This window comes from Bartonella sp. MM73XJBT.G, assembly GCF_028618435.1.
Classification (GTDB): Bacteria; Pseudomonadota; Alphaproteobacteria; order Rhizobiales; family Rhizobiaceae; genus Bartonella.
In genome coordinates this window covers 134,991-160,025 of sequence record NZ_JAQISW010000001.1, presented here as the reverse complement: position 1 = coordinate 160,025, position 25,035 = coordinate 134,991, and the positions used below count along the sequence as shown (strand labels likewise).

The window sequence follows — 25,035 nt, the reverse complement described above, 5'->3', positions numbered from 1 at the left end:
TTCCTGTATAAATATAGTTTTTCCTTGTATGAGAATAGTATACAGTCAAAATAATACAAATAATCAATAAGATGGAATTTGTTATCCCAAATATGATATTATATGACCTATAAACCACATGTCTTTTCTATTTCTTCTGGAACAGCTTTTTTGCCTCACTTTGTTGATGCATTGCTCTCTGGTACCCTTATTGATAATTTTGCTTCTGATGGAGATATTCAAACGGCTCTTGCCGATAGCCTTATTTATGTTCCGACACGTCGTGCGGCTCGCGCTTTGCGCTTAGCCTTTGTTGAAAGAAGCGATACACAATCAACTTTCTTGCCAACCATTCGTGCTCTAGGAGATCTCGATGAAGATAGTTTTCTTTTTGTTGAAAATCATACCAGCGCTCTCGATCCACCCATTGGAGAAAGTGAACGCCTGCTATTTTTAGCGCGTCTTATTCGTCCATGGCGTGAAAATTTGCCTGCGCATCTGCGTGCCATGTTTGGTACGGAAGATGTGCTTATTCCGGCTCATAGTGCCGATGCACTTTGGCTTGCTCAAGATTTAGCACATTTGATGGATGAAATTGAAACAGAAGGAGCAGACTGGTCAAAACTTAAAGATATTGCCCCTGATATGGTCGCTGAATGGTGGCAAATAACGCTCGATTTTTTAACGATTGTGACAAAAAATTGGCCGCAAATCTTAAAAGAAAGAAAACGGAGCAATCCCGCTGAATGGCGTAATCAAGCACTTAAAATGCATGCAGAGACTTTACGACGCGCACAATCTGATAAACCGATCATTGCGGCTGGTGTGTCAGGTTCTATGCCCGCAGTTTCTCATCTTTTAAAAGTTATAGCCTCTCTACCAAAAGGAGCTGTTGTTCTTCCGGGTCTTGATTTTCATATGGATGAAGAACAATGGAATGCACTTGGCGCAAGCAATAAAGAAAAAACAGCGTGTGTTTCTTTTGATCATGCAGAAAATATTTTTAGCCATCCTCAATATCATTTAAAAAAACTTCTAACTCTCATGGAGTATCAACGTGATCATGTTTGTGAAATTGGCCAACAGAGCACAATAAAGAAAAGGCGAATGGCGCTTTTATCAGAAGTATTCCGACCAGCTTCTACGACGGACAAATGGATACAAATTGTTCGTGATGATTATGAAGAACTTTGTGCAGATTGGTCATTTATTGAAGCTATAAATGAACGTGAGGAAGCTCTGGCTATCGCTGTCGCTTTACGAAAAGCTATTGAAAACCCCAAAAAAACCGCAGCCCTTATTACAAATGACCGTAATTTAGCCCGCCGTGTTGCTGCAGAATTACAGCGATTTGGTATTGAAGCAAATGATTCAGGAGGAATACCACTTGCACAAACATTGCCTGTAACGCTTTTGCGACTGATCTTAGAAAATGTTTTGCAACCTGATGATCCCATTGTTTTTCTTTCTCTTCTTAAACATCCACTGACAACACTCCAACAAAACCGTCATCGCTTACGCGAACTGGCAGAAAATTTTGAACTTTTTGTACTTCGAGGAAATACAGGGCGCATCAATCTTTTTGAATGTGATCAATTCCTTGAAAAATGGATTGAAACATATTCCCATGATCATTCTGAAATGAATGCCCTTGATCAGCAGAAGTTTGAAGAAGCACGTTTTCTGTGTCATCTTTTAAAGAAAGCTGTTGAACCTTTAACCTCTCTCATGAAACAAGAGAAAGAATGCACCGTCAATGAAGCTGTGATAGCAACTGTTGAGGTTTTTGAAAATTTTGGTCGCAATGAGGATAATTCTCTTGCCCATCTTTATCAATACGAAGCAGGACAAGCCCTATCAAATTTTTTGCGTGAATTGGTCAGTGATCAATCAGGATTAACATTTCATCTGAGCGAATGGCCCGCTATGTTTTCTGCATTGATCGCAACGCGTTCCGTCATACCTTCACCTGGAGGACATCCACGTTTATTCATCTGGGGTACTTTGGAATCGCGTTTGCAAACGGTTGATACAGTGGTCATCGGCGGTCTTAATGAAGGTTCATGGCCGATATCAACCCGAAATGATGCTTTTTTATCGCGACCGATGAAAATGATGTTAACTCTGGAACCACCAGAGCAGCGTATTGGTCTTTCTGCGCATGATTTTCAATGGGCTATGGGAATGGATAAAGTGATTATGAGTCGCGCGTTGCGGGTTAATCATACCCCTTCTATTCCCTCACGCTGGCTACAACGTATAGAAACGGTTGTAGGAAAACAGGTTTGGAAAAAAATTCGTGCACGCGGTGAAATACTCCTCTATTGGAGCAAGATGCTTGATTATACAAGCGTAAATTCTGAAGTGAAACGTCCTTGTCCTGTACCACCTCTTGATATGCGTCCGCATCATTTTTCAGTCACTGAAATAGAAACATTGCGGTATGATCCTTATACTATTTATGCCAAAAAAATCTTACGACTCAAACCTCTTAAAGCGTTGATTCATGACCCTAGCGCACCTGAGCGTGGAATACTTTATCACGCTATTCTTGCTGCTTTTTGCACACAAATAAAAAATCCAAATGCTGCAAATGCACTCAATGTTCTGCTTTCTATTGGACGTAAAGAATTTGATAAATTCAATTTTCCACCCGATATTGAAACAGTTTGGTGGAACAGTTTTGAAAATCTTGCTCCATTTCTAATTCAATGGGAACAAAGTTTAGGACCGCGAAAGCGGTATGCTGAAGTGGTCTCACAAAAAATACCGATAGGGACAACAGGAGTAACCCTTTCAGGACGGGCTGATCGCCTTGATGTTTTGCCAGACAAAACGATTGAAATTATAGATTTTAAAACAGGAACCCCTCCTTCATCAAAACAAGTTCGTGAATTATTATTTCCACAATTAGCTTTAGAAGCAGCTTTGCTGATGGAAGGAGCATTTCCAGATTTTCAAGATCTTACTCCCTCAAGTTTGTTTTACGTTCCCCTGAACGGAAAAGGTGAAATTAAATCCCAATCTATTCTTTTAAAGAAAAAAGAGAAAAAAACTTACCTCAGTGCAGTTGATCTTGGTGAAATCGCATGGAAAAATCTTATCGCCCTTATAACGTATTATCAAAATCCACAACAAGGCTATCTCTCACATGCTATTCCCTTAGAAAAACGATATGAAGGTGATTACGATCATTTGGCAAGGTTGTGGGAATGGTCAATTGGTTTTCATAAAGAAGAGTAATCATGAGTTTTTTTTCTATTCCTGAAGCCGCTCTTGATGCACAAGCAACGGCAACACATCCTCAAAAAAACGTGTGGGTTTCTGCTAATGCTGGATCTGGAAAAACCCACGTTTTAAGTGAACGTGTTATTCGTTTGCTTTTAAATGGTACGCCTCCAGCACGTATTTTATGCCTTACTTATACAAGAGCTGCTGCGGCTGTGATGCAATCACGAATTTTTCGCATACTTTCTAGTTGGAATGAACTCGATGATACACAGTTGCAAGAAACCTTAACACGCTTTGAAAATAAACCTGTCAATGCGCAAAAATTAATTTATGCACGACAACTCTTCGCGCGTGCTCTCGAAACACCTGGTGGTTTGAAAATTCAAACGATTCATGCTTTTTGTGAATCTCTCTTGCATCAATTTATGTTAGAAGCCAATATTGCAGGGCATTTTGAACTCCCCGATGATATCAGTCGCCAAAAATTACGACAAGAATCTCGTCGCCAACTTTTAGCGCGTCGTGATGTACAACCTGCTTTGCAACAGTTACTTCAAGTTATTAGCGAACATACTTTTAATCAATTGCTCTATGAAGTCGTTGAAAAGCAACATAAACTCTCTGATTTTTTATCTTCTCTTCTGTCTGAAAATGGAGAAGAAAAATTGCGCGCGCTTTTTAACTTAGCGCCTGATGAAACAAATCAATACTTATTAGAACAAATTCAACAAACCGCACACCTTCCTCTTTATGCTCTTAAACATTGTGAAACCAATGGCAGTCAACGTCTGAAAGATATGGTTGAAAAATTTTCCCAATTGAGAGAGATGCGTGATGAGGCCAATATTATTAATGTTGTCTCTGATATTTATTTTAAAACAAAAGGTGAGCCGTGTAATTTTTCACATTTATTTCGTAAAAAGTCAGATGAAATTTGGCCTTTTATTCAACAAATGCTTGAAGATAAACAAAGCAAGCTTTCTGTTCTTTTAGAAAAATACCAATGCGCAAAGGTTGCTACCCTCAATATGGCTGCTTTTCAGCTCTGTGCCATTTATCTCGAAATTTATACGAATCTAAAAAAGGCCAATGGTTTGTTAGACTTTGATGACCTTATTGAGCGTACGCTTCATTTGTTACAGCGCAAAGGTGCAAGCCAATGGGTACATTATAAACTTGATCAGGGGCTTGATCATATTCTACTTGATGAAGCACAAGACACCAACCCTGAGCAGTGGCAAATTATTCAACTGTTGGCGCAAGAATTTTTCTCCGGGTATAGCCAACGAACAAATATACGGACTCTTTTTGCTGTTGGAGATGAAAAGCAATCTATTTATTCTTTTCAAGGTGCTGCTCCAGAAAATTTTGCTGCAAATGGACGAATCATTCAAAAAAAAGCGCAGCAAACAAATCAGCAATTTGAAAAAATACAACTACATTATTCTTTTCGCTCGACAGCAGATGTTCTTAAAAGCGTTGATCTTGTTTTTGAAACACCAGAAAACTATAAAGGACTTTCAGCAGAAAATACAAAAACGGTGCATGAAGCTATTCGTGTTCATAGTCCCGGTGAGGTTGTTATATGGGATGCCATTTCCAAAGAAACAAGCGAATTTCCGCGTGATTGGCATTTAAGCGTTGGTCATTTAGATACACCTGAAGTGCGTTTAGCAGAAAAAATTGCTGAAACGATTGCTGGTTGGTTACAAAAAGGCGAAATGCTTCCAACAAAGGGACGTTTAATACGGGCAAGTGATATTATGATCTTGGTCCGTAAACGTGGTAAATTTGTCTCAGCTCTTTCCCGGGCTCTTAAACAGCTTAATATTCCGGTAGCAGGGGCTGATCGTTTACAACTCACCAAACATATTAGTATCCGTGATTTAATGGCGCTTGCACGTTTTGTTTTGCAGCCACAAGATGATCTTTCTCTTGCTTGCGTATTAAAAAGCCCCCTTTTTGCTTTTAGTGAAGAGGAACTCTATCAGCTTGCCGCGCACCGCACCGGCTCTCTTTGGCAAAGCTTATGTACGCACGCATCATTGAAAGCATCTTTAAAAGATGCTTTTGAAAAGCTGAATCATTATCGCGCTTTAGTGGATAAAATACCAGTTTTCGAGTTTTATAGCCATATTTTGAATAATGATAAGGGAAGACAAAAAATTCTGTCTCGTTTAGGATCTGAAGCCAATGATGTGCTCGATGCTTTTATGGATTATACACTTAACATTCAAAAAACAGGATTACCAGGATTACAAGCTTTTTTAGAAACATTAAGTGCAAGCGAACCAGAAATTAAACGTGAATTTGAACAAAACAATGAAGAAATTCGCATCATGACTGTTCATGCTGCAAAAGGACTAGAAGCTGCTGTTGTATTTTTGGTTGATCCTGGTAGTGAGATTTGGCACCCTCAGCATGCGCCTCATTTGCTTAAAGTGTCTTTAGACAATGCACAAGAGAACGGACAACAAGCTTTTGTTTGGCGCCCCAATGAAAAGTTTGATACAAAACTCTCTAAAAAAGCAATTTCACATTTAAAAGAACGTGCTGAAGAAGAGTATAGGCGCCTTCTTTACGTGGGAATGACACGCGCTGAAGATCGTTTATTTGTTTGTGGATATAACGGTAAAAAAACGCTCTCTGATACATGGCTACAACTGGTAAAAAACGCCCTTAAACCCCATGCGGTTGCTATAAAAGGCCCTGCAGAAGATATTTCAGCTTGGCGTTATTGCATTACATCTTCTGCTGCTGCTCCTATAAACCAAGAAGTCGCTTTCGCTGAGAGTCAAACCTTACCACCTTTGCCTGTTTTTTTCTCTCATAAAGTACCAGCAGAACCAATGCTCCCGAAACCGTTAAAACCCTCTCTCGCAAGCCTTTCCATTGAAGCTGATAGAGATCTTTCTTCAAGCCCAAAACAACTTTTCACTTCACCTGTTTTAGGAGAAACAAACACCAATAGAGCTTTTTACATTGAATATGGTCATCTCATTCACCGATTATTACAATATCTACCTGACTGCCCCCCACAAAAACGTCAAGATTATGCTCGAAACTATCTCAATATCAAAGCCTCTCATTGGGAGGAAAGCCAAAGAGAAGATGCTCTTCGCCATGTTTGGAAAATGTTAAATCATGTTTATCTCAAACCCCTCTTCTCTGAGCATTCACGTGCTGAGGTTCCTTTAATGGGTATTGTAAAAATTCGAGGAAAAGAACAAGCAATTTCTGGTCAAATTGACCGTCTCTACATCACGCAAGACAGCATTATCTTTGCTGATTTTAAAACAGGATACCCACCAGAAAATGAAGCTGCTATTGCTCCTCATTATTGGTTGCAAATGGCTCTTTATCGAAAATTATTACAAGCTATTCATCCCGGTAAAGATGTCCAAGCTTTACTTATCTACAGTAAAGAAGCTAAAATTTTTAAACTTCTCCCAGAAAAGCTTGAGGCATTTCTTAATGAAATTGCCTTATAAATTATTTCTTCTCTTCAAAGTATCTTTACGCTTTTTACTTTAATAAAATTGCTCAAATAAACACGCTCCACAATTTTTGGTGCAGAAAACCCCTTTAATAATTTATCTTTGCAATAACTTGATATGAATTGCTATCATACCAATCTATAAAAAGTGAGTATAAAGGATAAATCAATGACGTGTATAAAAGTTGATAAAGACAATTTCGAAAGTGAGGTTCTAACCTCTTCTATCCCTGTTGTGGTTGATTTTTGGGCAGAATGGTGCGGTCCCTGCAAAATGATTGCTCCAATTTTAGATGAAGTTTCAACGGAAATGCAAAATCAAGTTAAAATTACTAAAGTAAATATTGATGAAAATCCGGAATTGGCGACCCAATATGGAGTACGCTCTATCCCTACATTATTGATGTTTAAAAACGGAAATGTCTCATCAAATATGGTTGGCGCTACCTCTAAAGGACGTCTTTCTGAGTGGATAAAAGATGGGCTTAGTTAATGCCACAATTGTTTTGACATATCTTGAAAACGAGCAATAACGATAAAGGGGAGAAATTTTATCTCTCCTTTTGATTTTTTCAAACATTCTTTTCTAAAATATATTAGTAGTAGAGAGTTAATTAAATCAAAAAGTTAGATGCATTTATTTTAATACTTTTAAGAATCCACGCTGTTATGCATGATTATGTCGATATTTTTTATGGACGAATTGCAAAAGATTGTTGCAAACGTTCAATAGAATGTTGTGCTGATCTCAATGTCACATGACGTCCCTGTGCTTTATATTGTAAGGCGAGTGCAAAAGTGGCAATCTCTAAAAGGTCTGCACTTCTCTCTGGCCATTCAACGAGTAAAATATTTTTCTCACGTGCTTCATGAAGCCCTAATTCATCAATTTCCTCTACCATAGAAAGGCGATAAAGATCAGCATGAATAATTTCAAACTGTGGAAGTTGATAGCTTTGCACAAGAGTAAAAGTAGGGCTTGGAACCTCCATCGTGTCATTGTTTGCAAGCGTTTGGATGATTGTCCGTGCAATGGTTGATTTTCCAGTTCCAAGGTCCCCTTGCAGCGTCACAAGATCCCCCGGCTTTAAAGAAAGGGCTAAATTTTTTGCAAAAATCTTTGTTGCCTCTTCATTTTCAAGAAAAAAATCAAAATTCATTAAGACTTCCATTAAAAAATCTTATCTCCTTTGGGGAGGGGGAAAAAACACTCAACTGTTGTTCCTTGTCCTGTACCGGTAAAAATTTCAACATGTCCACCGTGTAGCTCAACAAAACTTTTCACAAGTGAAAGACCAAGTCCTGCTCCTGCACGCCCGCCATGGTGTGAATGGGAAGAAAAACGTTTAAAAATACGATCAAGAATGTCTTTAGGGATGTCAGAGCCCTCATTGTGAACGCTAAAGACGATGTTACCATCTTTTTCATCGGCACAAAATTCAATAGTGCTCGCCTCTGTTGCAAAATTAATAGCATTACTTAGAACATTCACAAAAATTTGATGTAAGCGTTTTTCGTCAGCTGAAATAGAATTTAAGGAAGGAGAAATTTGTTGTAAAAGTGTAATATGGCGTCCATTGAGGCGATCTGCTACACGTGTTACTGCTTGTATCATAGCATCGGCAATGTTAACTGGTTTTATATCTAACTCCATAATGCCTGCATCAAGGGTGGCAAGATCAAGAATATCGTTCACAATATTTAAAAGAGTTCCTGATTCTGAATGAATGTGCCCAAGATACTCTTGTTGACGTTCATTGATAGAACCGAAAATTTGATCCCGTAAAATATCCGAAAATCCAATAATATTGGTGAGAGGTGTGCGTAATTCATAGGAAACATGTTGGACAAATTCATTACGCAAACGATCTGCACTTTCTAAGGCTTCATTTCTTTCTTGAAGAGCACGTGCAACATGGACAGTGTCTGTAACATTTACAAAAGTAAGCATCGTTTGTCCATCGGGAAGAGGGACTAAAGTATAGTCAATAATCATATCATTTTTAAGATCTATACGACCCGAAAATGTTTCACGTTTTTCAGCAAAACCGGTAATGAATTTGGTAAATTGATCCCATTCTTGTCGCACGGTTAAGGCTGAACAATGGCTTTTTAACTGTGTAATATGGGTCCCTTCTACCAGTAAATTATAAGGAAGCGACCACAATTTCGATAGGGAAGGATTTGATAAACGAAGGCGTCCATCAGCACCAAAAACGACCACACCTTCAGAAAGTTTATCAAGTGTTTCACCTTGTATTTTAATAAGTGTATTATAACGGCGCTCAAGATCAATTTTTTCTGTAAGGTTTTCATAAAGCCATGTGACCCCTCCTTGTGGATGAGGATTCGAGACAACACGCACCGTACGGCCATCTGGAAGATTCCAAATTTGTTGGTTCGATTCTGTTTGCCGATAGGCTTTAAAAAGTTCTTCTTTCCACGCGCGCCAATCAGGATGTTCAGCAATGAGTCCTTTTTCACGTAAACGTTCAAGAAATAATGTATGGCTTGGTTCACTTTCTAAAAAGGAGCTTTCTAACGGCCATAAAACTTTAAAAGCGTGATTGCAAAATTTTAATTTTTGGTTTGTATCAAAAATAGCTACAGCTGTTGAGATTTGGTCAAGGGTTTCACAATGGCTTTGAAGAACATATCTTAATTCATGAGCAAGATTTTCATAGTCGCTGTCATCACGTGCAAAAGCAGCCATGCCTTCGGCAGTTGTGAGACGTGTGAGGTGAAAACGGCGCCGTTCACCATCAATGACGGTATGAACATGTTCTTGAAAAATTGTTTCTGTTGCATCTGTTGTGCGTTGTGTGTTTTCATTGAAAAGATCGCCCACTTCATCACTATCTTCACGAAAGTTTGTCATTTCTCTAAAGGCGCGATTGATAAAACAAATTTTTCCTCCGCAATCTTTTATCCATACAGGCTCTTGAATAAGATCAAGAAGATTACGCTGCATTCTCAGTTCAGTAAGAAGACGGGCAATATCTTTCTGTAAACGAGCATTTTCGCTCTGCTGTTTTGAGATATCTTGAAAACGAGCAATAGCGACTGTTCCTGCGATAACCCCTGTAACTTGTAGCAGCACATTATTTGTGGTGGTTATAGAAAGCTCAAAAGGGTGACATTTACAACGCAGTTGAGTCAATGCATAATCAAGTTCTCGCAGAGAATTTTCTTCAACCCAGAGTTCAAAGCGCTGAAAATCTTGCTGAACAATACCTATTTTTTGCAATGTGGAAAGGCCCCCAACGACATGAGGCAAGGATTTTGGATTTTCCCAAATAAGAAGGAATTGTTCGGTTTCTTCCAGAAGCCATTCATAATATTTAAGTTTTTCAGAAAAATCTTTTTGAATTATATTTAAAGGCTTCTGTGTTGCTTTTTTTGCATGCATAATAACAGCCATGCACGTAAAAAATGAAGCACAAGAAATTCCTCCACACAGTGCTAAAAGCAGCCATGGACCATTAGGCAAAGTAAAGGAAAATGGTAAATAATCTTCCAACGACTGAGCAACAGTGCGTGTTGGAGAAAAAAAGAAAAAAAAGCAAAAGATATGTGTGCAGATTCGAATCATTTTTTGAGCTTTTTCTTTGGGGGGATGGTCACTAAAGCTGAGCACGACATTTTTCCCTTTTTTAACCCAAGGAAGCATTTTAGTAACGGTAATGGTTCGGTTTATAAGGTCCTTGCGGTGTAACTCCAATATAAGCAGCTTGTTCTTCTGATAAAACAGTTAGTTTTATTCCTAATCGATCAAGATGGAGACGTGCAACTTTTTCATCAAGATGTTTAGGCAAAACAGTGACTTCATTTTTATAGTGTTCAGCACGAGTAAAAAGTTCAATTTGCGCTAAAACTTGGTTGGTAAATGAGGTTGACATGACAAAAGAAGGATGCCCCGTCGCATTGCCGAGGTTTAACAAACGCCCTTCAGAAAGCAAAATGATGCGTTTTCCATCGGGAAAGGTGATCATGTCCACTTGAGGTTTAATATTGATCCATGGCAAATTCCTAAGGGCTGCGACTTGGATTTCATTATCAAAATGACCAATATTGCCAAGAATACACATATCTTTTAACTGTCGCATATGATCTAAACGGACAACATCTTTATTGCCTGTTGTTGTGATGATAATATCAGCACTGGAGGCAGCATCATCTAAATTAACAACTTCATAGCCATCCATAGCCGCTTGAAGCGCGCAAATAGGATCAATTTCTGTTATTTTAACACGAGCCCCAGCACCTGACAGTGACGCCGCTGAACCTTTTCCTACGTCACCATAACCACAGACAATGGCTGTTTTACCAGCAATCATCACATCTGTTCCACGGCGAATACCATCAACCAATGATTCTTTACACCCATATTTATTATCAAACTTTGATTTTGTGACGCTATCATTGACATTAATAGCAGGAAAAGGCAGAAGCCCTTCTTTTTGTAATTGATAAAGACGATTAACACCTGTTGTGGTTTCTTCGCTTACACCTTTAATTGCTGCACGTTGTCGTGTAAAAAATCCTGGCGTTGTAACCATACGCTTTTGGATTTGTTTGAAAAAAATTTCTTCTTCTTCTGTTTTGGGATGCGAGAGGATATCTTTATTTTGTTCTGCACGACTTCCCGTTAAAATATAGTTTGTGGCATCTGCTCCATCATCTAAAATCATATTGGAAGGATTACCATCAGGCCATTGGAAAATGGCATCTATATAAGTCCAATATTCTTCCAATGTTTCACCCTTCACAGCAAATACAGGAATACCCCTTGCGGCGATAGCTGCTGCTGCATGATCTTGCGTAGAAAAAATATTACTAGAGCTCCACCGTATATCGGCGCCAATTGCTTTTAATGTTTCAATTAAAACAGCTGTTTGAATTGTCATATGCAATGAGCCAGAAATGCGTGCACCACGCAAAGGTTGATTGGAGGAAAATTCCTTGCGACATGCCATCAAGCCAGGCATTTCAGTTTCAGCAATATCAAGTTCTTTACGACCATAAGCGGCAAGGGTAATATCTTTGACAACAAAATCTTGAGCTGTCATTCCTCATTCCTTTAAAATCAGTTTTTGAAAAGACGGTAGGAGAAATTAAAAAAAAATGCAAGACAAGAAGAAGACTTCTTTATGTGAAAAGGCTCTTTTAAAATCTCTATAAATTTGTGCAAGAAACATGCATTTATGGATTTGAGTAACGATTTACGAAGAGGACAAGAGATCTCATGATAAAGTCTTATTATAAAAACAAAATTTTATCCTTTTTACATAACTTTAAAGCTTTTAAAAATCTTCAGAGAGATACCTTTTAAAGAATAAAAATGATGCATTGCTTCACAATTTTTAATCGACTTTTTAAGGGATAATCAAAGAGAGTATACTTTTTATTTTCCTCGCTCATGCGGTTGTTTAGAAAAGGTATCATGACCTCGTTTCATTTCATGATTAAGCTTTTGAGCAAAATAATATAACGTAAAGCCATATATTGTTGTCTTTATATTTATGAATAGGTAACCCATATCCAGTTCTTCTAGATTCCTATGGTGCCTTTGCTTTTGCATAAAAACAGTTTATAAGAGACGCTTTTTCTATTTTCAATAGTTTTTATCAAAAGACTGCAAATTTGGGAAAATTTATTTTAGACGAATAAGTTTTTTGAAAATTGACCATGTGGACGAAATCTCCAGAGATAACTTGGCAAGGATGCAGCTATTGCTTTAGGAGTAATTCCCACACCTTCTAAGGTATATCCATTTTCTATAGCTTCTTGAGAAACAATGTTATCCATTTGCAAAAAGCGTATCTGATTAGTTGTTACAAGTGTTGGTATAAAAGGCAATTTACCGATTATTCCCAAAACTCCTCCAATCAATAACCCTGCAGAAAGAGGCATGGACAGGAGTGTTTTTTTACGGTGAATAATTTTGAATATATTTTCAAGAGCATTTTGGAAGGTGATAATCTGGGGGCCTCCAAGATCATAATTTTTCCCCCAAGCAACCTGACCATCTAAAGCGCGCGCAATAAACTCGGCAACGTCACCAACATACACGGGTTGCAATTTACTTTGTCCCCCTCCAAAAAGAGGCATAAAGGGTAAAAAACGTGACAAATCTGCCAAGGTGTTAAAAAAACAATCCTCTGGTCCAAAGATAACAGAAGGACGGATAATAATTGCTTGAGAATGCTTGTTATGAATGATTTTCTCACCCATAAATTTAACACGCGCATAAAGACATGAAGCGTTCTCGTTAGCTACAAGTGTTGACATATAGATGAGTGGAATACCAGCTTCTGCTGTTAGTTCAGCAACATTGTAAGTGCCATCAATTTGTGTACTTTTAAAATTGGATTGATTTGCTTGTTTTAAACTACCAGGCAAAAACACTGCTGCATCAGCCCCAAGTAATGCGCGTCCAACAGAGGCACGATGCTTTATATCCGTTTTAAGCATTTGGGTTTGCCCAACTTCTCCTATTTGGAGCATGTAATAAGCTTTTTGTGGACAACGAACAGCGATACGAACGCGATATCCTCGTTTAGTCAAAGTTTCAACGACATGACGTCCTACAAAACCAGATCCGCCAAAAACAGTAATAAGTTTAGGATGTTGATAAAGTGCACAATCAAGTTGCATGGTTAAAAAGTCTATCTTTCAAAGCTTTAAAAATAACCAATCTCTAACACGGTGGTGTTTTATTGTCACGCAAAATATCGCCAGCAAGATAAAGGGAACCTCCAATAAGGACAATAGCCTCTTGATATTCTCCCTTAATTTTATGCAAAGCATCTTGTAGGTGTGCTTGGGGGGATGCAAAGATTCCTGCTTTTTGGGCTGATTCAGCTAAATTTATTGGACAGATACTGGCGTTATTATTAATAAGCGGTATCGTATATACTTTTTCGACAAGGCCGGCTAAAGGACGAAAATAACCGACAGCATCTTTTGTGTTGATCATGCCAGCAATCATAATAATGGGACGATCTGTTTTTTTTCTCCATTGTGTAAGTTCCGCCGCAATAACTTTTCCAGCAGCGGGATTGTGACCGCCATCGAGCCATAAATTAAACTTAGGAGACAGTTGATCAACCAAATATCCGTAGGTGAGATGTTGCATCCGTGCGGGCCAATAAATATTTTTCAAAGCGTCACTTATGACTTGTTCTGAAAGGTGAAAACCTGCTTGATAGGCTGCTTCAATAGAAGCACCAGCATTGGCAATTTGGTAGTCTCCAATAAGGTTAGGAAGGGGAAGATCCATAAGACCTTGATTGTTTTGAAAAACCATACGTCCATGTTCTTTATAGCTTTGATAATCTTGATCAAATAAAGAATAAGGTACTTTATTTTTATCGGCAAGGGATATTAAAGTAGCAAGAGCTTTTTCATAATTTTGCTTACCGATAACTACAGGAACCTTTGGTTTGATAATCCCTCCTTTTTGAAAAGCGATTTGAGAAATTGTGTTTCCAAGAAAGTTCTCATGATCATAATCAATGGGCATAATAAGCGATACAGCTGGTTTTTTAATGACATTGGTAGCATCAAAACGTCCTCCCAAGCCAACTTCTAAAATAACAATATCAGCTGGATGTACACTAAATAGTATAAAGGCAGCGGCTGTAAAAATTTCAAAAATAGTAATCGGCTCTTGATGATTGACTTTTATAATTTCATGGATTGTTTCAGCCAATAGGCTCTCTGTAACAAGTTGACCTCCTCCTTTTTGGCCTAACCGGCAGCGTTCATTCCAGTTGACGAGATGAGGTGAGCTGTACATATGAACGCAGTAGCCTGCACTTTCTAAAAGAGCACGGCAAATTGCTGAGGCAGATCCTTTGCCATTTGTTCCAGCAATATGAATAACAGGGCCAAGTTTTAAATGTGGATTGCCAAGACATTCTAAAAGGCGGACAATACGCCCTAAAGAAAGATCAAATTTTTTCGGATAATTCTTGAGTAAATCATCTACCACCCTTTGTACTTGACTTTGTTGCATAAATTTAAGCTGCTTTTGTTGTAGAAAGCGACGTTTGAGGATCTGTTGGGGATGGGTTGGAAGGGTTAAGAACAACAGGATGTTTCATCATTAAGCGTAAAAGACGCGCAATGGTTGCTTTCATTTCTAAACGCGATACAACCATATCAATCATACCATGTTCGAGCAGATATTCACTACTTTGAAAGCCTTCTGGTAGGGTTTCACGTATAGTTTGTTGAATCACACGTGGGCCAGCAAAACCAATCATAGCGCCGGGTTCAGCAATGTGAATATCACCAAGCATAGCGTAAGAAGCAGTAACACCACCAGTGGTTGGATTGGTCAGAACAACAATATAGGGAAGCTTTGCTTCTTTCAGCATTTCAATTGCTACTGTTGTACGGGGCATTTGCATCAATGAGAGTGTTCCTTCTTGCATGCGAGCACCACCAGAAGCAGCAAAAAGAACCAACGGGCGCCTTTCCGCAATGGCAGTATCAAAAGCTTTGATAATAGCTTCTCCTGAAGCCATACCGAGAGACCCGCCCATAAAGGCGAAGTCTTGAACGATTGCAATGATGGGCAAGCCTTCAATCGTACCGCGTGCACTTAAAATATTGTCATCAACACCAAGTTTAGAACGATAATCTTTTAACCGGTCGATATAGCGTTTTTCATCGCGAAACTTTAAAGGGTCTGTTACAACTTTTGGATTTTCAAGAGCTGTATAGACGCCATCATCAAAAAAATGCATGAGACGATTTTTGGCACTGATACGCATATGATAGCCAGAATTGGGAGCCACAAATTGATTGGCTTCCAGATCCTTATGGAAGATCATTTCACCACTTGTAGGATCTTTTATCCATAGATTTTCTGGAATTTCACGGCGTCCCAATATAGAGTTAATTTTAGGACGAACATAATTTGTAATCCAGTTCATCTTTATAGCCTTCCTTTAAATATTACACATCTTTTGTATGATTTGAAAGAATATAGAACTTAAGCAGTCACATTTGCTTTTCCGGCTGAACAATAACGAATCCATTTAATACTTTTATCCATGCGCGTATAGCTCTAACTCCATTGTTTTTTTATTTTTAATATTTCTAATGTCATAACAATCATATGCATGAAGAGTATTCCCTATAACAAATTTCTCAGAAGCTTTAAGAACTTATATGTTTTTATTCTTTGATTTTGATATTAAAACTCACCTCTTGCGCTGGTTAACAAACGGCTTATTTTCTTTTAATAAAAATAACTCTTCAATTAATCACTAATATTAACAGTCCTGAAGCAAAGAAACCTTATAAGAATAAAACCTTAACAAGACTACACGCATCCATTAAAAATTACGGATATGATAACGTTATGTTAGCGAAACGCTAATACCAGAGCAAGATTTTTTTCAAACGGTTTTCTTAAAGCGCGTGCGTTTCACATAAAATAAAGCACCCTAAAAAATATTATTTTTTATTGTGTATCCACACATTGCTAGATTTGACCATCTCACATATTTCAGAAATTTTCTCATGAGTACCTATGAAGTATATATTCCCTTCTATGAAAGGTATAAAATTTATTACATTCCCCTATTTTTACTGAAATAGAAGGTACAAGCCGATATCTTCATACGTTTGGCTAGCTTCCAGTGTCATAATAGTTCTTGCCTTGAGAGGGGGAGAATGGAGAGGTCTTTTATGTCTTTTGCAAAGTGCTTTTATACATACACTGCTCCCGTTTATGACATCTCACAAGCGATTATAGTTGATTCAATATGAATAGGGTTAAAATGAGAAAGCTTTATAATATTTAAGTTTTTTAATGCCATAAAACAATAAACTATCATCATAAATCAATGTATTGATTAAAAAAGTTAAGCATAAAATTTTATAGTATGCTTTCTCTGGCTGGCGAGTTTTGTGAAGTTTAAAGAATATTATTTTTGAGTGATGCGTGCCATAGTTTTTTGGGAAAGCATTTTGTGTAAATGTGTCATAAAGGCGGCTGCAAAAAGTGGTGTGGCTAAATTAAGAATGGGAATTGAAACAAAAACCGCGATCAATAATCCAGCGCTAAAAACCGTTGTATAATAAGTATGTAAAAAAGCACGCGCATCTTGCTCTGTTCGAAAACGATAAGCAGCAAACAAGAAATATTCGTGCCCAAGCAAATAACCATTAATAACATAAAAAGCAATGAAATTAACACCTGGTATGAAGAATAAAATAAAAGCAACTCCATTACCAAGAAGGCTTAAAATAACAAATTTAAGTGAGAGGATAAGAGAACGCCCAAATGGCATCGCTTGTCCAATAGGCTCATTCGGATAATCTTCCTTTTCGATAATTTCAGCAGCAGAGTCAATGAAAAAACTACCAATCATAGCGGTAATGGGGGCAATAAAAAAAGCTAACAAAAGAGCCAAACCAAGATTGAAGATGATAAGCATGCTAAATCCCAACCATCCTGCCCAACTGGGGAGTCCAGGAAGAAACTGAGAAGCCCAAGGCCAAAAGTAAGACACAAAAAGTTGGTGCACACATAACCATAAAATGGCGAGCACAAAAAAAGTAATCCCCAATGCTTTCAGGATCATAATGCTATATTGCGAGGTTAGTAAACGTTGTAAAGCACGATAGGCAGCAGTAAAAATCATAGATTAATAAACTAAGGAAAGAAGCAAAAAAAACAAGAAATATATTTATATTGCTTTGTAAAAAAGAGAATTTTACCTTTATATATTATTAAAATCAGGCTAAATTTTCTTATAGAATAGATAGAATAAAAAATAATTCAGAATCCTTCATTTAAAATAAAAATAGACATTTTGGTTAAAAAGATGAGAATAATTTAAGAAATATTGAGTAGGCGTTTTTTACTAACATTTTTTATCCAGTATAGCTTCCGAATTTTGTTTATCGATATCCTTATTTGTTTTGCAAGATCCCTAATATTTTGTATTTTAAGAACTATAAGTGCAATAAAGTAAGAATTCATAGAAGCATTTTTCATAAAAATGGTGCATTGGAGCGAATAATTTTGAGCTAATAACACCATTTATTTATGAAAAGAATTGATCATCTTCAATTTTAATGAGTATCCCAAATAAAGAGATATTCTATCAAATCTTTCATCATCAAAATCAGAAAATCATTTATTTTCACATTATAAATAGGACTAATATGGGGATAAAAACACTTAATAAGAAAATGCTTTTTATAAATTTTCCCCCTAAAGCAAGGTTTTCGTAAAGTTGAAGGGTGGCAAATGATGATTCTAACTTGTCTTTTGAGAATTGGAAAGACAGTGGTACAAAAAATTCTATTCTTTACAAAGCCTAGGCTAAGGCAGGATTTTTTTAAGAAACGTTTCTCAAAGCTCGTCATACCCCTTTTGCAACAGTCTCTATGAATGGGATAAGGATAAAGCTGCTATGAATACTATAAAACTTATAGGGCACCACTACCTTTATACTTAGCAAAGAAACACGCCGGTAGCATCATACACTTTGCCAATCCTTTCGACAAGCACTTAACCCTTGAAACGATTCATTATAAGTTTTTTAGTCTTTTCTTGAATATTTTATATTTATGCAGCTATCCTTGCTAACGTGCAAATAAGTAGTTTTGATTGATTCAATATACATGGATTTAAAATAAGAGAATCTTACGATAACTAGGGATCTAATTGTAAGTTGAATAACGCCAGATTATTATTATAAATTAATATGTTATCTAATCTAGATTGATAGACATCTTCTGTGTCTTCAAAAATTCAGTTCTTATTTTATAAGATGTTTTAATAAGTTTTTTGAAGAGTTATTATTTGAAATGAGGTGTTTTTTTCTCATGAGGCGTAGGCGTTTGGGGGGTAAAAAGTGATACGATCATGTTTGCTAATTTTTGCGCTACGCGTTGTTTACGCATAGGGGGCCATTGTTCAACTTTTTCTTTACTTACGAGATAAACTTGATTTGTATCAGCACCCATGACGGTTGTACCATCTTGTTGAAGAGAAATATCATTAGCAAGAATGAAATCAGCTCCTTTTTCAACACATTTTTTTTGCGCATTGGCAATGATATCACATGTTTCAGCAGCAAAACCAATGACCAATGAGGGGCGATTTGGAGCATGTCCAATCGTTTCTAAAATATCAGGATTTTCTACCATATGCAAAGATAGTGGTGTTTTATGACCATCCTTTTTAATTTTGTGTAAAGATTGCGTTTGACTGCGCCAGTCACAAACTGCGGCAACAAAAATGGCCCCATCAGCAGGCAATGATTCTTGAACGGCTTGTAACATCTGTTGTGCTGTTTTAACATGAATAGTTTTTACTTCTTGTGGGTCTACAAGATTAACAGGTCCACAAATAAGTGTTACTTTTGCCCCCAAATGCGCAAGAGCGGTCGCAATAGCATGACCTTGTTTACCCGAAGACCGATTAGCAAGATAACGCACTGGATCAATGGGTTCGTGGGTAGGGCCAGAGGTAACGATGAAATGGCGGCCAGAGAGAGGTTTTTCACGTACATTCAACAGAGCCTCTATGGCAGCGACGATGGTTAAGGGTTCACTCATGCGCCCACAGCCTGTCTCGTCACGTTCAGCCATTTTTCCTATTTCTGGTCCAATAATATGGACGCCATCTGCGCGCAATTGCGCAACATTGCGAACAGTGGCTGGATGCGCCCACATAGCTGGATTCATAGCAGGCGCAATTAAGAATGGACAGCGTGCTGCTAAAAGGACGCAATCGGCGAGATCATCTCCTATACCATGGGCTATTTTTGCAATGCGATTGGCTGTAGCGGGGGCTAAAATAATAAGGTCAGCATCACGAGCGAGTCGGATATGCCCGATATCATGTTCTTCTTCACGTGAAAATAAATCGGTATATACAGTACGACCACTTAAAGCTTCAGCGGTTAAAGGCGTAATAAATTTTTGCGCAGCTTTTGTCATTATGACATTTAAGTGTGCTCCACGTTCTTTTAAACGACGAATGAGATCAAGCGTTTTATAGGCCGCAATACTTCCACCAATAATAAGAAGGAGTGATTTTGATTTCAGTGATTGCATTTCAACGGCGCTTACATGAGAGGGGTGCGGGGTGAAAGCGGTAGGATTACTTAAAAGACGGCGCGCTTCTTCTTCCATGGAAATGCCATTTTGTGCAGCGCGTACGCGCAAAGCTTCTTTGGTTTTAGGAGAGAGGTTACGAATAGTAATACTGGCCATAAAATACCTCCAAGAAACAAAATGATTGCAATGATTTCATTATTGGTATTTTTAGCATATTGAACAGATTAAAAAAGATGAAAAAAGTAAAAAGTAAGACAAACGCAGCAAAATGCAATGATGAACAGACTATAACGTCCATAACGGTTTCTACGACTTTGTTCAACAGCAAGCTGCTTAAGGGTGGAGAGAGAAAGACTAAATCCCGTTTCTCTGATTTTGTTAAGGTCTTCTTCTATACGTTGGAAATTTTGTATCAATTGTGGAGTTTTGCGAGCCAACGATAGGAGAGCTTGTGCTCCTTCACTAAAGTCTTTTGCAACACCTATGGGGCCTAAATTTTTACTAATCCATTCTCTGACAACGGGTTCAGAAGCTTTCCACATATTAAAACTGGGGTCTAATGTGCGAGCAACACCCTCCACGACAACCATTGTTTTTTGCAGCAATAGAAGTTCGGGTCGCGTTTGCATATCAAATAATTCAGTGACTTCAAACAACAATGTGAGCAACTTGGCCATGGAAATGCTTTGTGCTGATTGTCCGTGAATTGGTTCACCAATCGCGCGATTGGCTTGCGCAAAACTTTCAATATTATGGTGTGAAGGGACATAGCCTGCTTCAAAGTGAGCGCGGGCTACCCGATGGTAATCGCGCGTAATAAAGCCATAAAGAATTTCAGCAAGGAAATGCTTTTCTTTTTTACCAAGCCTTCCTGTAATGCCTAGATCAACAGCAACAATACATTCATCTGAGTCTACAAATAAATTACCAGGATGCATATCGGCATGAAAAAAACCATCACGCAATGTGTGGCGTAGAAAAGATTGAATAAGCGTAATGGCAAGCGCCTGTAGATCAAAACCTGCTTCTTTGAGCTTGGAAATTTCGGATATCCTTATACCATCAATCCATTCCATGGTGAGAACATTCCGCCCTGTCCGTTCCCAATTAATACGCGGAACTCGAAAACCTGTATCCTGTTGAATATTTTCAGTCATTTCAGATATAGCGGCTGCTTCTAAGCGTAGATCCATTTCAAGGCGTGTTGTTTGTGCTAAAGTATCTACCACACGAATAGGACGTAGCCTTCGGGAAGCAGGGATATAACGCTCTTGTAAATGCGCAATAAGATAAAAACCTCTAAGATCTTTAGAAAAACGCGCTCTAATATTAGGACGAATGACTTTTACGGCACATTTTTTCTTATGACCAGTTTCATCAATATATTCAGCAGGATGAACCTGAGCAATAGAAGCAGCGGCAATGGGGGGATAAAAATTGACGAATAAATCATCAATAGAGCGACCAAGAGAGTTTTCGATTTGAGCAATAGCGGCGGTGCAAGAAAATGTTTCAACACGATCTTGGAGTTGTGACAAATCGTCTGCAAGATTCCGTCCGACAATATCAGGTCTTGTGGCAAGAAATTGACCAAGTTTTATGTAAGAGGGTCCGAGCTTATTGATGGCATACGAAATATTTTCAGACCGCCGTTTCTTTTTCGTTTTGCGTCGTGCTAATACACGCGCTATACGATGACATAATGCTGGAAAACCTTGAAGCTCATCATGAGGAAGGGCACTTAAAACACCTTCACGCGTTAAAACCCATCCTGCGCGTATCAATTGAAAGTAAGGAGAAATTTGCACCATTTTTAAATTTTCCAACCTGAATGCAGTGCTGCAATCGCACCGGTGAGATTGCGGTACGATACACGCGAAAATGCCGCTTGCTTGATCATATGGGCAAAATCATCTTGTTTAGGAAATTTGCGAATAGACTCAACCAAATAACGATAAGCATCGCCATCATTTGCAATAAATTGACCCAGCTTAGGGATAGCATGGAAAGACCAAAGATCATAAATTTTATCGAGCCAAGGCATCTCTACATTTGAAAATTCTAGACATAAAAAACGCCCACCGGGCTTCAAAACACGAAAAGCCTCTCTAAGAGCTTGATCAATATGAGGAATGTTGCGAATTCCAAAAGCAATAGTATAGGCATCAAAGCTTTGATTTTCAAAAGGCAAATGTTCTGCATTGGCTTCAACAAAATCCATCAGGGGAGCAAGACCATTTTTTTGTGCGCGTTGTTTGCCAACGCTGAGCATAGAGCCATTAATATCAAGAACCGTAGCATGGGCTTTTTGGCGTGAAGCATTAAGGATGCGAAAAGCGATATCACCAGTACCACCAGCCACATCAAGAACTCTCCAATTGGAAAGTGCTGGGGGAGAAAGCCATGCAACCATAGAGTTTTTCCAAAAACGATGTAGTCCTAACGATAAGATATCATTCATCTTATCATAATTTTCAGCAACAGAGTGAAATACTCCATCAACCATGGATTGTTTTTGTGTTTCATCAACTCTTGTGAAACCAAAGGAGTGTTCCATACCTCCCTTAGCTCCGACGCGTTCTGTTTCAGCTGCCATATGCATGACCTTCCTTATTTTTCTTTTATCGTAAATGAAAAGAGAGGGAATGTTCAAATACGAAAAAACAATGTATAAAACCACGACGTTTATACAGCCAAAAACAGAAGAGTACCTTTAGATATCAAGATTAGCAACGTTTAAGGCATTATCTTGAATAAAAATACGTCTAGGCTCAACTTCATCACCCATGAGACGAGAAAAGAGTGAATCTGCATCGGTTGCATCATTAATTTTTACTTGTAAAAGAGAACGCGCATTGGGATCAAGCGTTGTTTCCCAAAGCTGTTCAGCATTCATTTCTCCAAGACCTTTATAGCGTTGAAGCGTAATACCCTTTTTACCGCTTGTAAAAATGCTCTCTAAGAGGCTCATAGGTCCAAAAATACGCTCTGTTTTATCTTTGCGGCGTAAAAGAAGAGGAGGAGGATATAGGTCGCTAAAATTTTGGGAAATACGATCAATTTGACGTGCATCCGCTGAGTTTATAAGTCCTGCATCAAGCGTGATAACATCTTTAACACCACGTAAAACACGTTCAAAACATAAATCTCCATCTTCTGTATATTGTCCACACCAACCTTGTTCCATATCATCGGCAATCAGATTAAGACGTTGCGCGACAGCATCTGCTATTTTTTGTGCTTTTTCTTGTGTTGCAAAGGATTCAGGGTTAAAAGCCCCAATAATGGCTGCTTGCTCAACAACATTGCGATCATAACGGGTATGAAGGCCATTTAAAAGTTGACGGAAGATACGGGCATCTTTAGCGAGTTGATATAAATCAGCTCCTGCACGAACTTCTCCCGTCGAAAGCTCAAGTGTTGTTTCTTCTAGTCCCGTATCGATCAAGAATTCTTCAAAGGCTGCTTCATTTTTAATATATTGAGAAGATTTTCCACGCGATACTTTATAAAGAGGAGGTTGAGCAATGTAAAGATGTCCCCGTTCAATCAACTCGGGCATTTGTCTAAAAAAGAAAGTGAGCAGCAGAGTGCGGATATGGGCTCCATCAACGTCCGCATCTGTCATGATAATAATCTTATGATATCGTAATTTATCGGGTGAAAATTCATCTTTACCAATAGATGTTCCAAGAGCGGTAATAAGTGTTCCGATCATATCAGATGAGAGCATACGGTCGAAGCGGGCTCGTTCAACATTGAGGATTTTACCGCGGAGAGGTAAAATTGCTTGATTTTGACGTGAACGTCCACTTTTTGCTGAACCACCCGCCGAATCTCCCTCGACAATAAAGATTTCTGATTTTGCAGGATCACGCTCTTGGCAATCGGCAAGTTTTCCTGGCAGAGAAGTGATGTCAAGCGCTCCTTTTCGCCTTGTGAGCTCACGTGCTTTGCGTGCTGCTTCACGTGCTGCTGCAGCTTCCACCACTTTACTAATGAGAAGCTTTGCTTCATTGGGATGTTCTTCCAGCCATATTGAAAGACCTTCATTGATCAAATTTTCAACAATAGGGCGCACTTCAGAAGAAACTAATTTGTCCTTTGTTTGTGAAGAAAACTTAGGATCAGGAACTTTGACAGAAAGAATAGCTGTTAATCCTTCACGGCAATCATCACCGGTTAAATTTACTTTTTCTTTTTTTGCAATCCCGGAAGATTCAGCATAACCATTAATTTGGCGTGTAAGAGCACTTCTAAAACCGATTAAATGCGTTCCACCATCCCGCTGAGGAATATTATTGGTAAAACACAAGACCTTTTCATGATAGGAATCATTCCACCATAGGGCAACATCAACGCTCATACCATCTTTTTCGCTTGCAATGTAAATAGGAGTGTCTAGGAGCGCTTTTTTTGATTGATCAATATATTTGACAAACTCTATCAATCCGCCTTCATAATGTAATTCAACAGATTTAATGTCAGCGTGACGTTCGTCAACAAGAAGAATATAAACCCCAGAATTGAGAAAGGCCAATTCCCGTAAACGACGCTCTAAAGTTTCAAAATCAAACTCAACCATAGTAAAGGTTTCAGAGCTTGGTAAAAATCTAATTTCTGTTCCACTTTCTTGATCACAATCGCCAATAACTTTTAATGGAGCATCAGCCACTCCATGGGTAAAAGACATTTCATGAATTTTACCATTACGTTTGATTTGTAATTTAAGCCAAACAGAGAGTGCATTTACCACAGAGACACCAACACCGTGTAATCCACCTGAAACTTTATAAGAGTTTTGATCAAATTTTCCGCCGGCATGAAGTTGTGTCATGATAACTTCGGCGGCAGAAATACCTTCTGTTGGATGGATATCAGTTGGAATTCCACGTCCATTATCACGAACAGAACAAGAACCATCAGCATGGAGTGTGACGTTTACAAGAGTTGCATGACCGGCTAGAGCTTCATCGATAGCATTGTCTACAACTTCATAGACCATATGATGTAACCCCGATCCATCATCCGTATCACCGATATACATACCCGGACGTTTGCGTACAGCATCCAGACCTTTAAGAACTTTGATAGAAGCGGCGCCATAGTCATTGCCTTGTGTGGGTGAGGTGCTTTGTGTTGGTGAGGTTATCTCATCACTCATAAGTTAGTCCATTTCTGTATTAAATTTACAATATTTTATCTGCTTTTTTAAAGCTCAATGTTCTGCTCAG

Annotated in this window: 14 protein-coding genes; 3 read left to right on the top strand and 11 right to left on the bottom strand. The window is 38.4% G+C overall.

The genetic code is table 11. The features are described 5' to 3' along the window. Positions 1 to 102: 102 nt before the first annotated feature. From addB to trxA, 3 genes are all read left to right on the top strand, one after another. Complete coding sequence (addB, locus tag PVV59_RS00570) at positions 103 to 3,222, top strand: double-strand break repair protein AddB (RefSeq protein WP_273753937.1); 3,120 nt, start codon at positions 103 to 105, stop codon at positions 3,220 to 3,222. A gap of 2 nt (positions 3,223 to 3,224) precedes the next feature. Further along, entirely contained in the window at positions 3,225 to 6,701 is a 3,477-nt protein-coding gene (addA, locus tag PVV59_RS00565; protein WP_273753936.1) for a double-strand break repair helicase AddA, read from the top strand. Positions 6,702 to 6,875: 174 nt separating this feature from the next. After that, entirely contained in the window at positions 6,876 to 7,199 is a 324-nt protein-coding gene (gene trxA / locus PVV59_RS00560; protein ID WP_273753935.1) for a thioredoxin, read from the top strand. Positions 7,200 to 7,398: 199 nt separating this feature from the next. On the opposite strand, the gene tsaE is transcribed toward trxA, so the two are convergent. The 11 genes from tsaE to gyrB form a co-directional block, all read right to left on the bottom strand. After that, entirely contained in the window at positions 7,399 to 7,866 is a 468-nt protein-coding gene (gene tsaE / locus PVV59_RS00555; RefSeq protein WP_273753934.1) for a tRNA (adenosine(37)-N6)-threonylcarbamoyltransferase complex ATPase subunit type 1 TsaE, read from the bottom strand. An 11-nt stretch (positions 7,867 to 7,877) separates the two neighbouring features. After that, positions 7,878 to 10,343 (bottom strand): PAS-domain containing protein, encoded by a 2,466-nt coding sequence (locus tag PVV59_RS00550; RefSeq protein ID WP_273753933.1) that lies wholly within the window; start codon positions 10,341 to 10,343, stop codon positions 7,878 to 7,880. A 34-nt stretch (positions 10,344 to 10,377) separates the two neighbouring features. Continuing rightward, complete coding sequence (gene ahcY / locus PVV59_RS00545; RefSeq protein ID WP_273753932.1) at positions 10,378 to 11,775, bottom strand: adenosylhomocysteinase; 1,398 nt, start codon at positions 11,773 to 11,775, stop codon at positions 10,378 to 10,380. A 589-nt stretch (positions 11,776 to 12,364) separates the two neighbouring features. Beyond that, positions 12,365 to 13,363 carry a complex I NDUFA9 subunit family protein gene (locus PVV59_RS00540; RefSeq protein WP_273753931.1) on the bottom strand — a complete coding sequence of 333 codons (999 nt, stop codon included), beginning with the start codon at positions 13,361 to 13,363 and terminating at the stop codon, positions 12,365 to 12,367. 43 nt (positions 13,364 to 13,406) lie between these two features. After that, on the bottom strand, positions 13,407 to 14,726 hold the full coding sequence (locus PVV59_RS00535; RefSeq protein WP_273753930.1) for a folylpolyglutamate synthase/dihydrofolate synthase family protein: 1,320 nt from the start codon (positions 14,724 to 14,726) through the stop codon (positions 13,407 to 13,409). Between the two features lie 4 nt (positions 14,727 to 14,730). Next, entirely contained in the window at positions 14,731 to 15,651 is a 921-nt protein-coding gene (gene accD / locus PVV59_RS00530; RefSeq protein WP_273753929.1) for an acetyl-CoA carboxylase, carboxyltransferase subunit beta, read from the bottom strand. Between the two features lie 999 nt (positions 15,652 to 16,650). Next, positions 16,651 to 17,370: a sulfate transporter family protein gene (locus PVV59_RS00525; protein ID WP_273753928.1), complete on the bottom strand. Its 720-nt coding sequence runs from the start codon at positions 17,368 to 17,370 to the stop codon at positions 16,651 to 16,653. Between the two features lie 1,165 nt (positions 17,371 to 18,535). After that, positions 18,536 to 19,957, bottom strand: a complete 1,422-nt coding sequence (gene coaBC, locus PVV59_RS00520; protein ID WP_273753927.1) for a bifunctional phosphopantothenoylcysteine decarboxylase/phosphopantothenate--cysteine ligase CoaBC — start codon at positions 19,955 to 19,957, stop codon at positions 18,536 to 18,538. Positions 19,958 to 20,025: 68 nt separating this feature from the next. Then, a complete protein-coding gene (gene ubiB, locus PVV59_RS00515; protein ID WP_273753926.1) occupies positions 20,026 to 21,612 on the bottom strand; it encodes a 2-polyprenylphenol 6-hydroxylase in 1,587 nt (528 codons plus the stop codon). A gap of 2 nt (positions 21,613 to 21,614) precedes the next feature. Continuing rightward, positions 21,615 to 22,397 carry a bifunctional demethylmenaquinone methyltransferase/2-methoxy-6-polyprenyl-1,4-benzoquinol methylase UbiE gene (gene ubiE / locus PVV59_RS00510; RefSeq protein WP_273753925.1) on the bottom strand — a complete coding sequence of 261 codons (783 nt, stop codon included), beginning with the start codon at positions 22,395 to 22,397 and terminating at the stop codon, positions 21,615 to 21,617. 117 nt (positions 22,398 to 22,514) lie between these two features. After that, on the bottom strand, positions 22,515 to 24,965 hold the full coding sequence (gene gyrB / locus PVV59_RS00505; protein ID WP_273753924.1) for a DNA topoisomerase (ATP-hydrolyzing) subunit B: 2,451 nt from the start codon (positions 24,963 to 24,965) through the stop codon (positions 22,515 to 22,517). Between the last annotated feature and the right edge of the window lie 70 nt (positions 24,966 to 25,035).

Coding starts and splice junctions, on each gene's coding strand:
- PVV59_RS00540 (WP_273753931.1), bottom strand. CDS start 13,363: ATGCAACTTGATTGTGCACTTTATCAACATCCTAAACTTATTACTGTT.
- addA (WP_273753936.1), top strand. CDS start 3,225: ATGAGTTTTTTTTCTATTCCTGAAGCCGCTCTTGATGCACAAGCAACG.
- addB (WP_273753937.1), top strand. CDS start 103: ATGACCTATAAACCACATGTCTTTTCTATTTCTTCTGGAACAGCTTTT.
- ubiE (WP_273753925.1), bottom strand. CDS start 22,397: ATGGCAGCTGAAACAGAACGCGTCGGAGCTAAGGGAGGTATGGAACAC.
- trxA (WP_273753935.1), top strand. CDS start 6,876: ATGACGTGTATAAAAGTTGATAAAGACAATTTCGAAAGTGAGGTTCTA.
- coaBC (WP_273753927.1), bottom strand. CDS start 19,957: ATGGCCAGTATTACTATTCGTAACCTCTCTCCTAAAACCAAAGAAGCT.
- tsaE (WP_273753934.1), bottom strand. CDS start 7,866: ATGAATTTTGATTTTTTTCTTGAAAATGAAGAGGCAACAAAGATTTTT.
- PVV59_RS00525 (WP_273753928.1), bottom strand. CDS start 17,370: ATGATTTTTACTGCTGCCTATCGTGCTTTACAACGTTTACTAACCTCG.
- gyrB (WP_273753924.1), bottom strand. CDS start 24,965: ATGAGTGATGAGATAACCTCACCAACACAAAGCACCTCACCCACACAA.
- PVV59_RS00535 (WP_273753930.1), bottom strand. CDS start 14,726: ATGCAACAAAGTCAAGTACAAAGGGTGGTAGATGATTTACTCAAGAAT.
- accD (WP_273753929.1), bottom strand. CDS start 15,651: ATGAACTGGATTACAAATTATGTTCGTCCTAAAATTAACTCTATATTG.
- ahcY (WP_273753932.1), bottom strand. CDS start 11,775: ATGACAGCTCAAGATTTTGTTGTCAAAGATATTACCCTTGCCGCTTAT.
- ubiB (WP_273753926.1), bottom strand. CDS start 21,612: ATGGTGCAAATTTCTCCTTACTTTCAATTGATACGCGCAGGATGGGTT.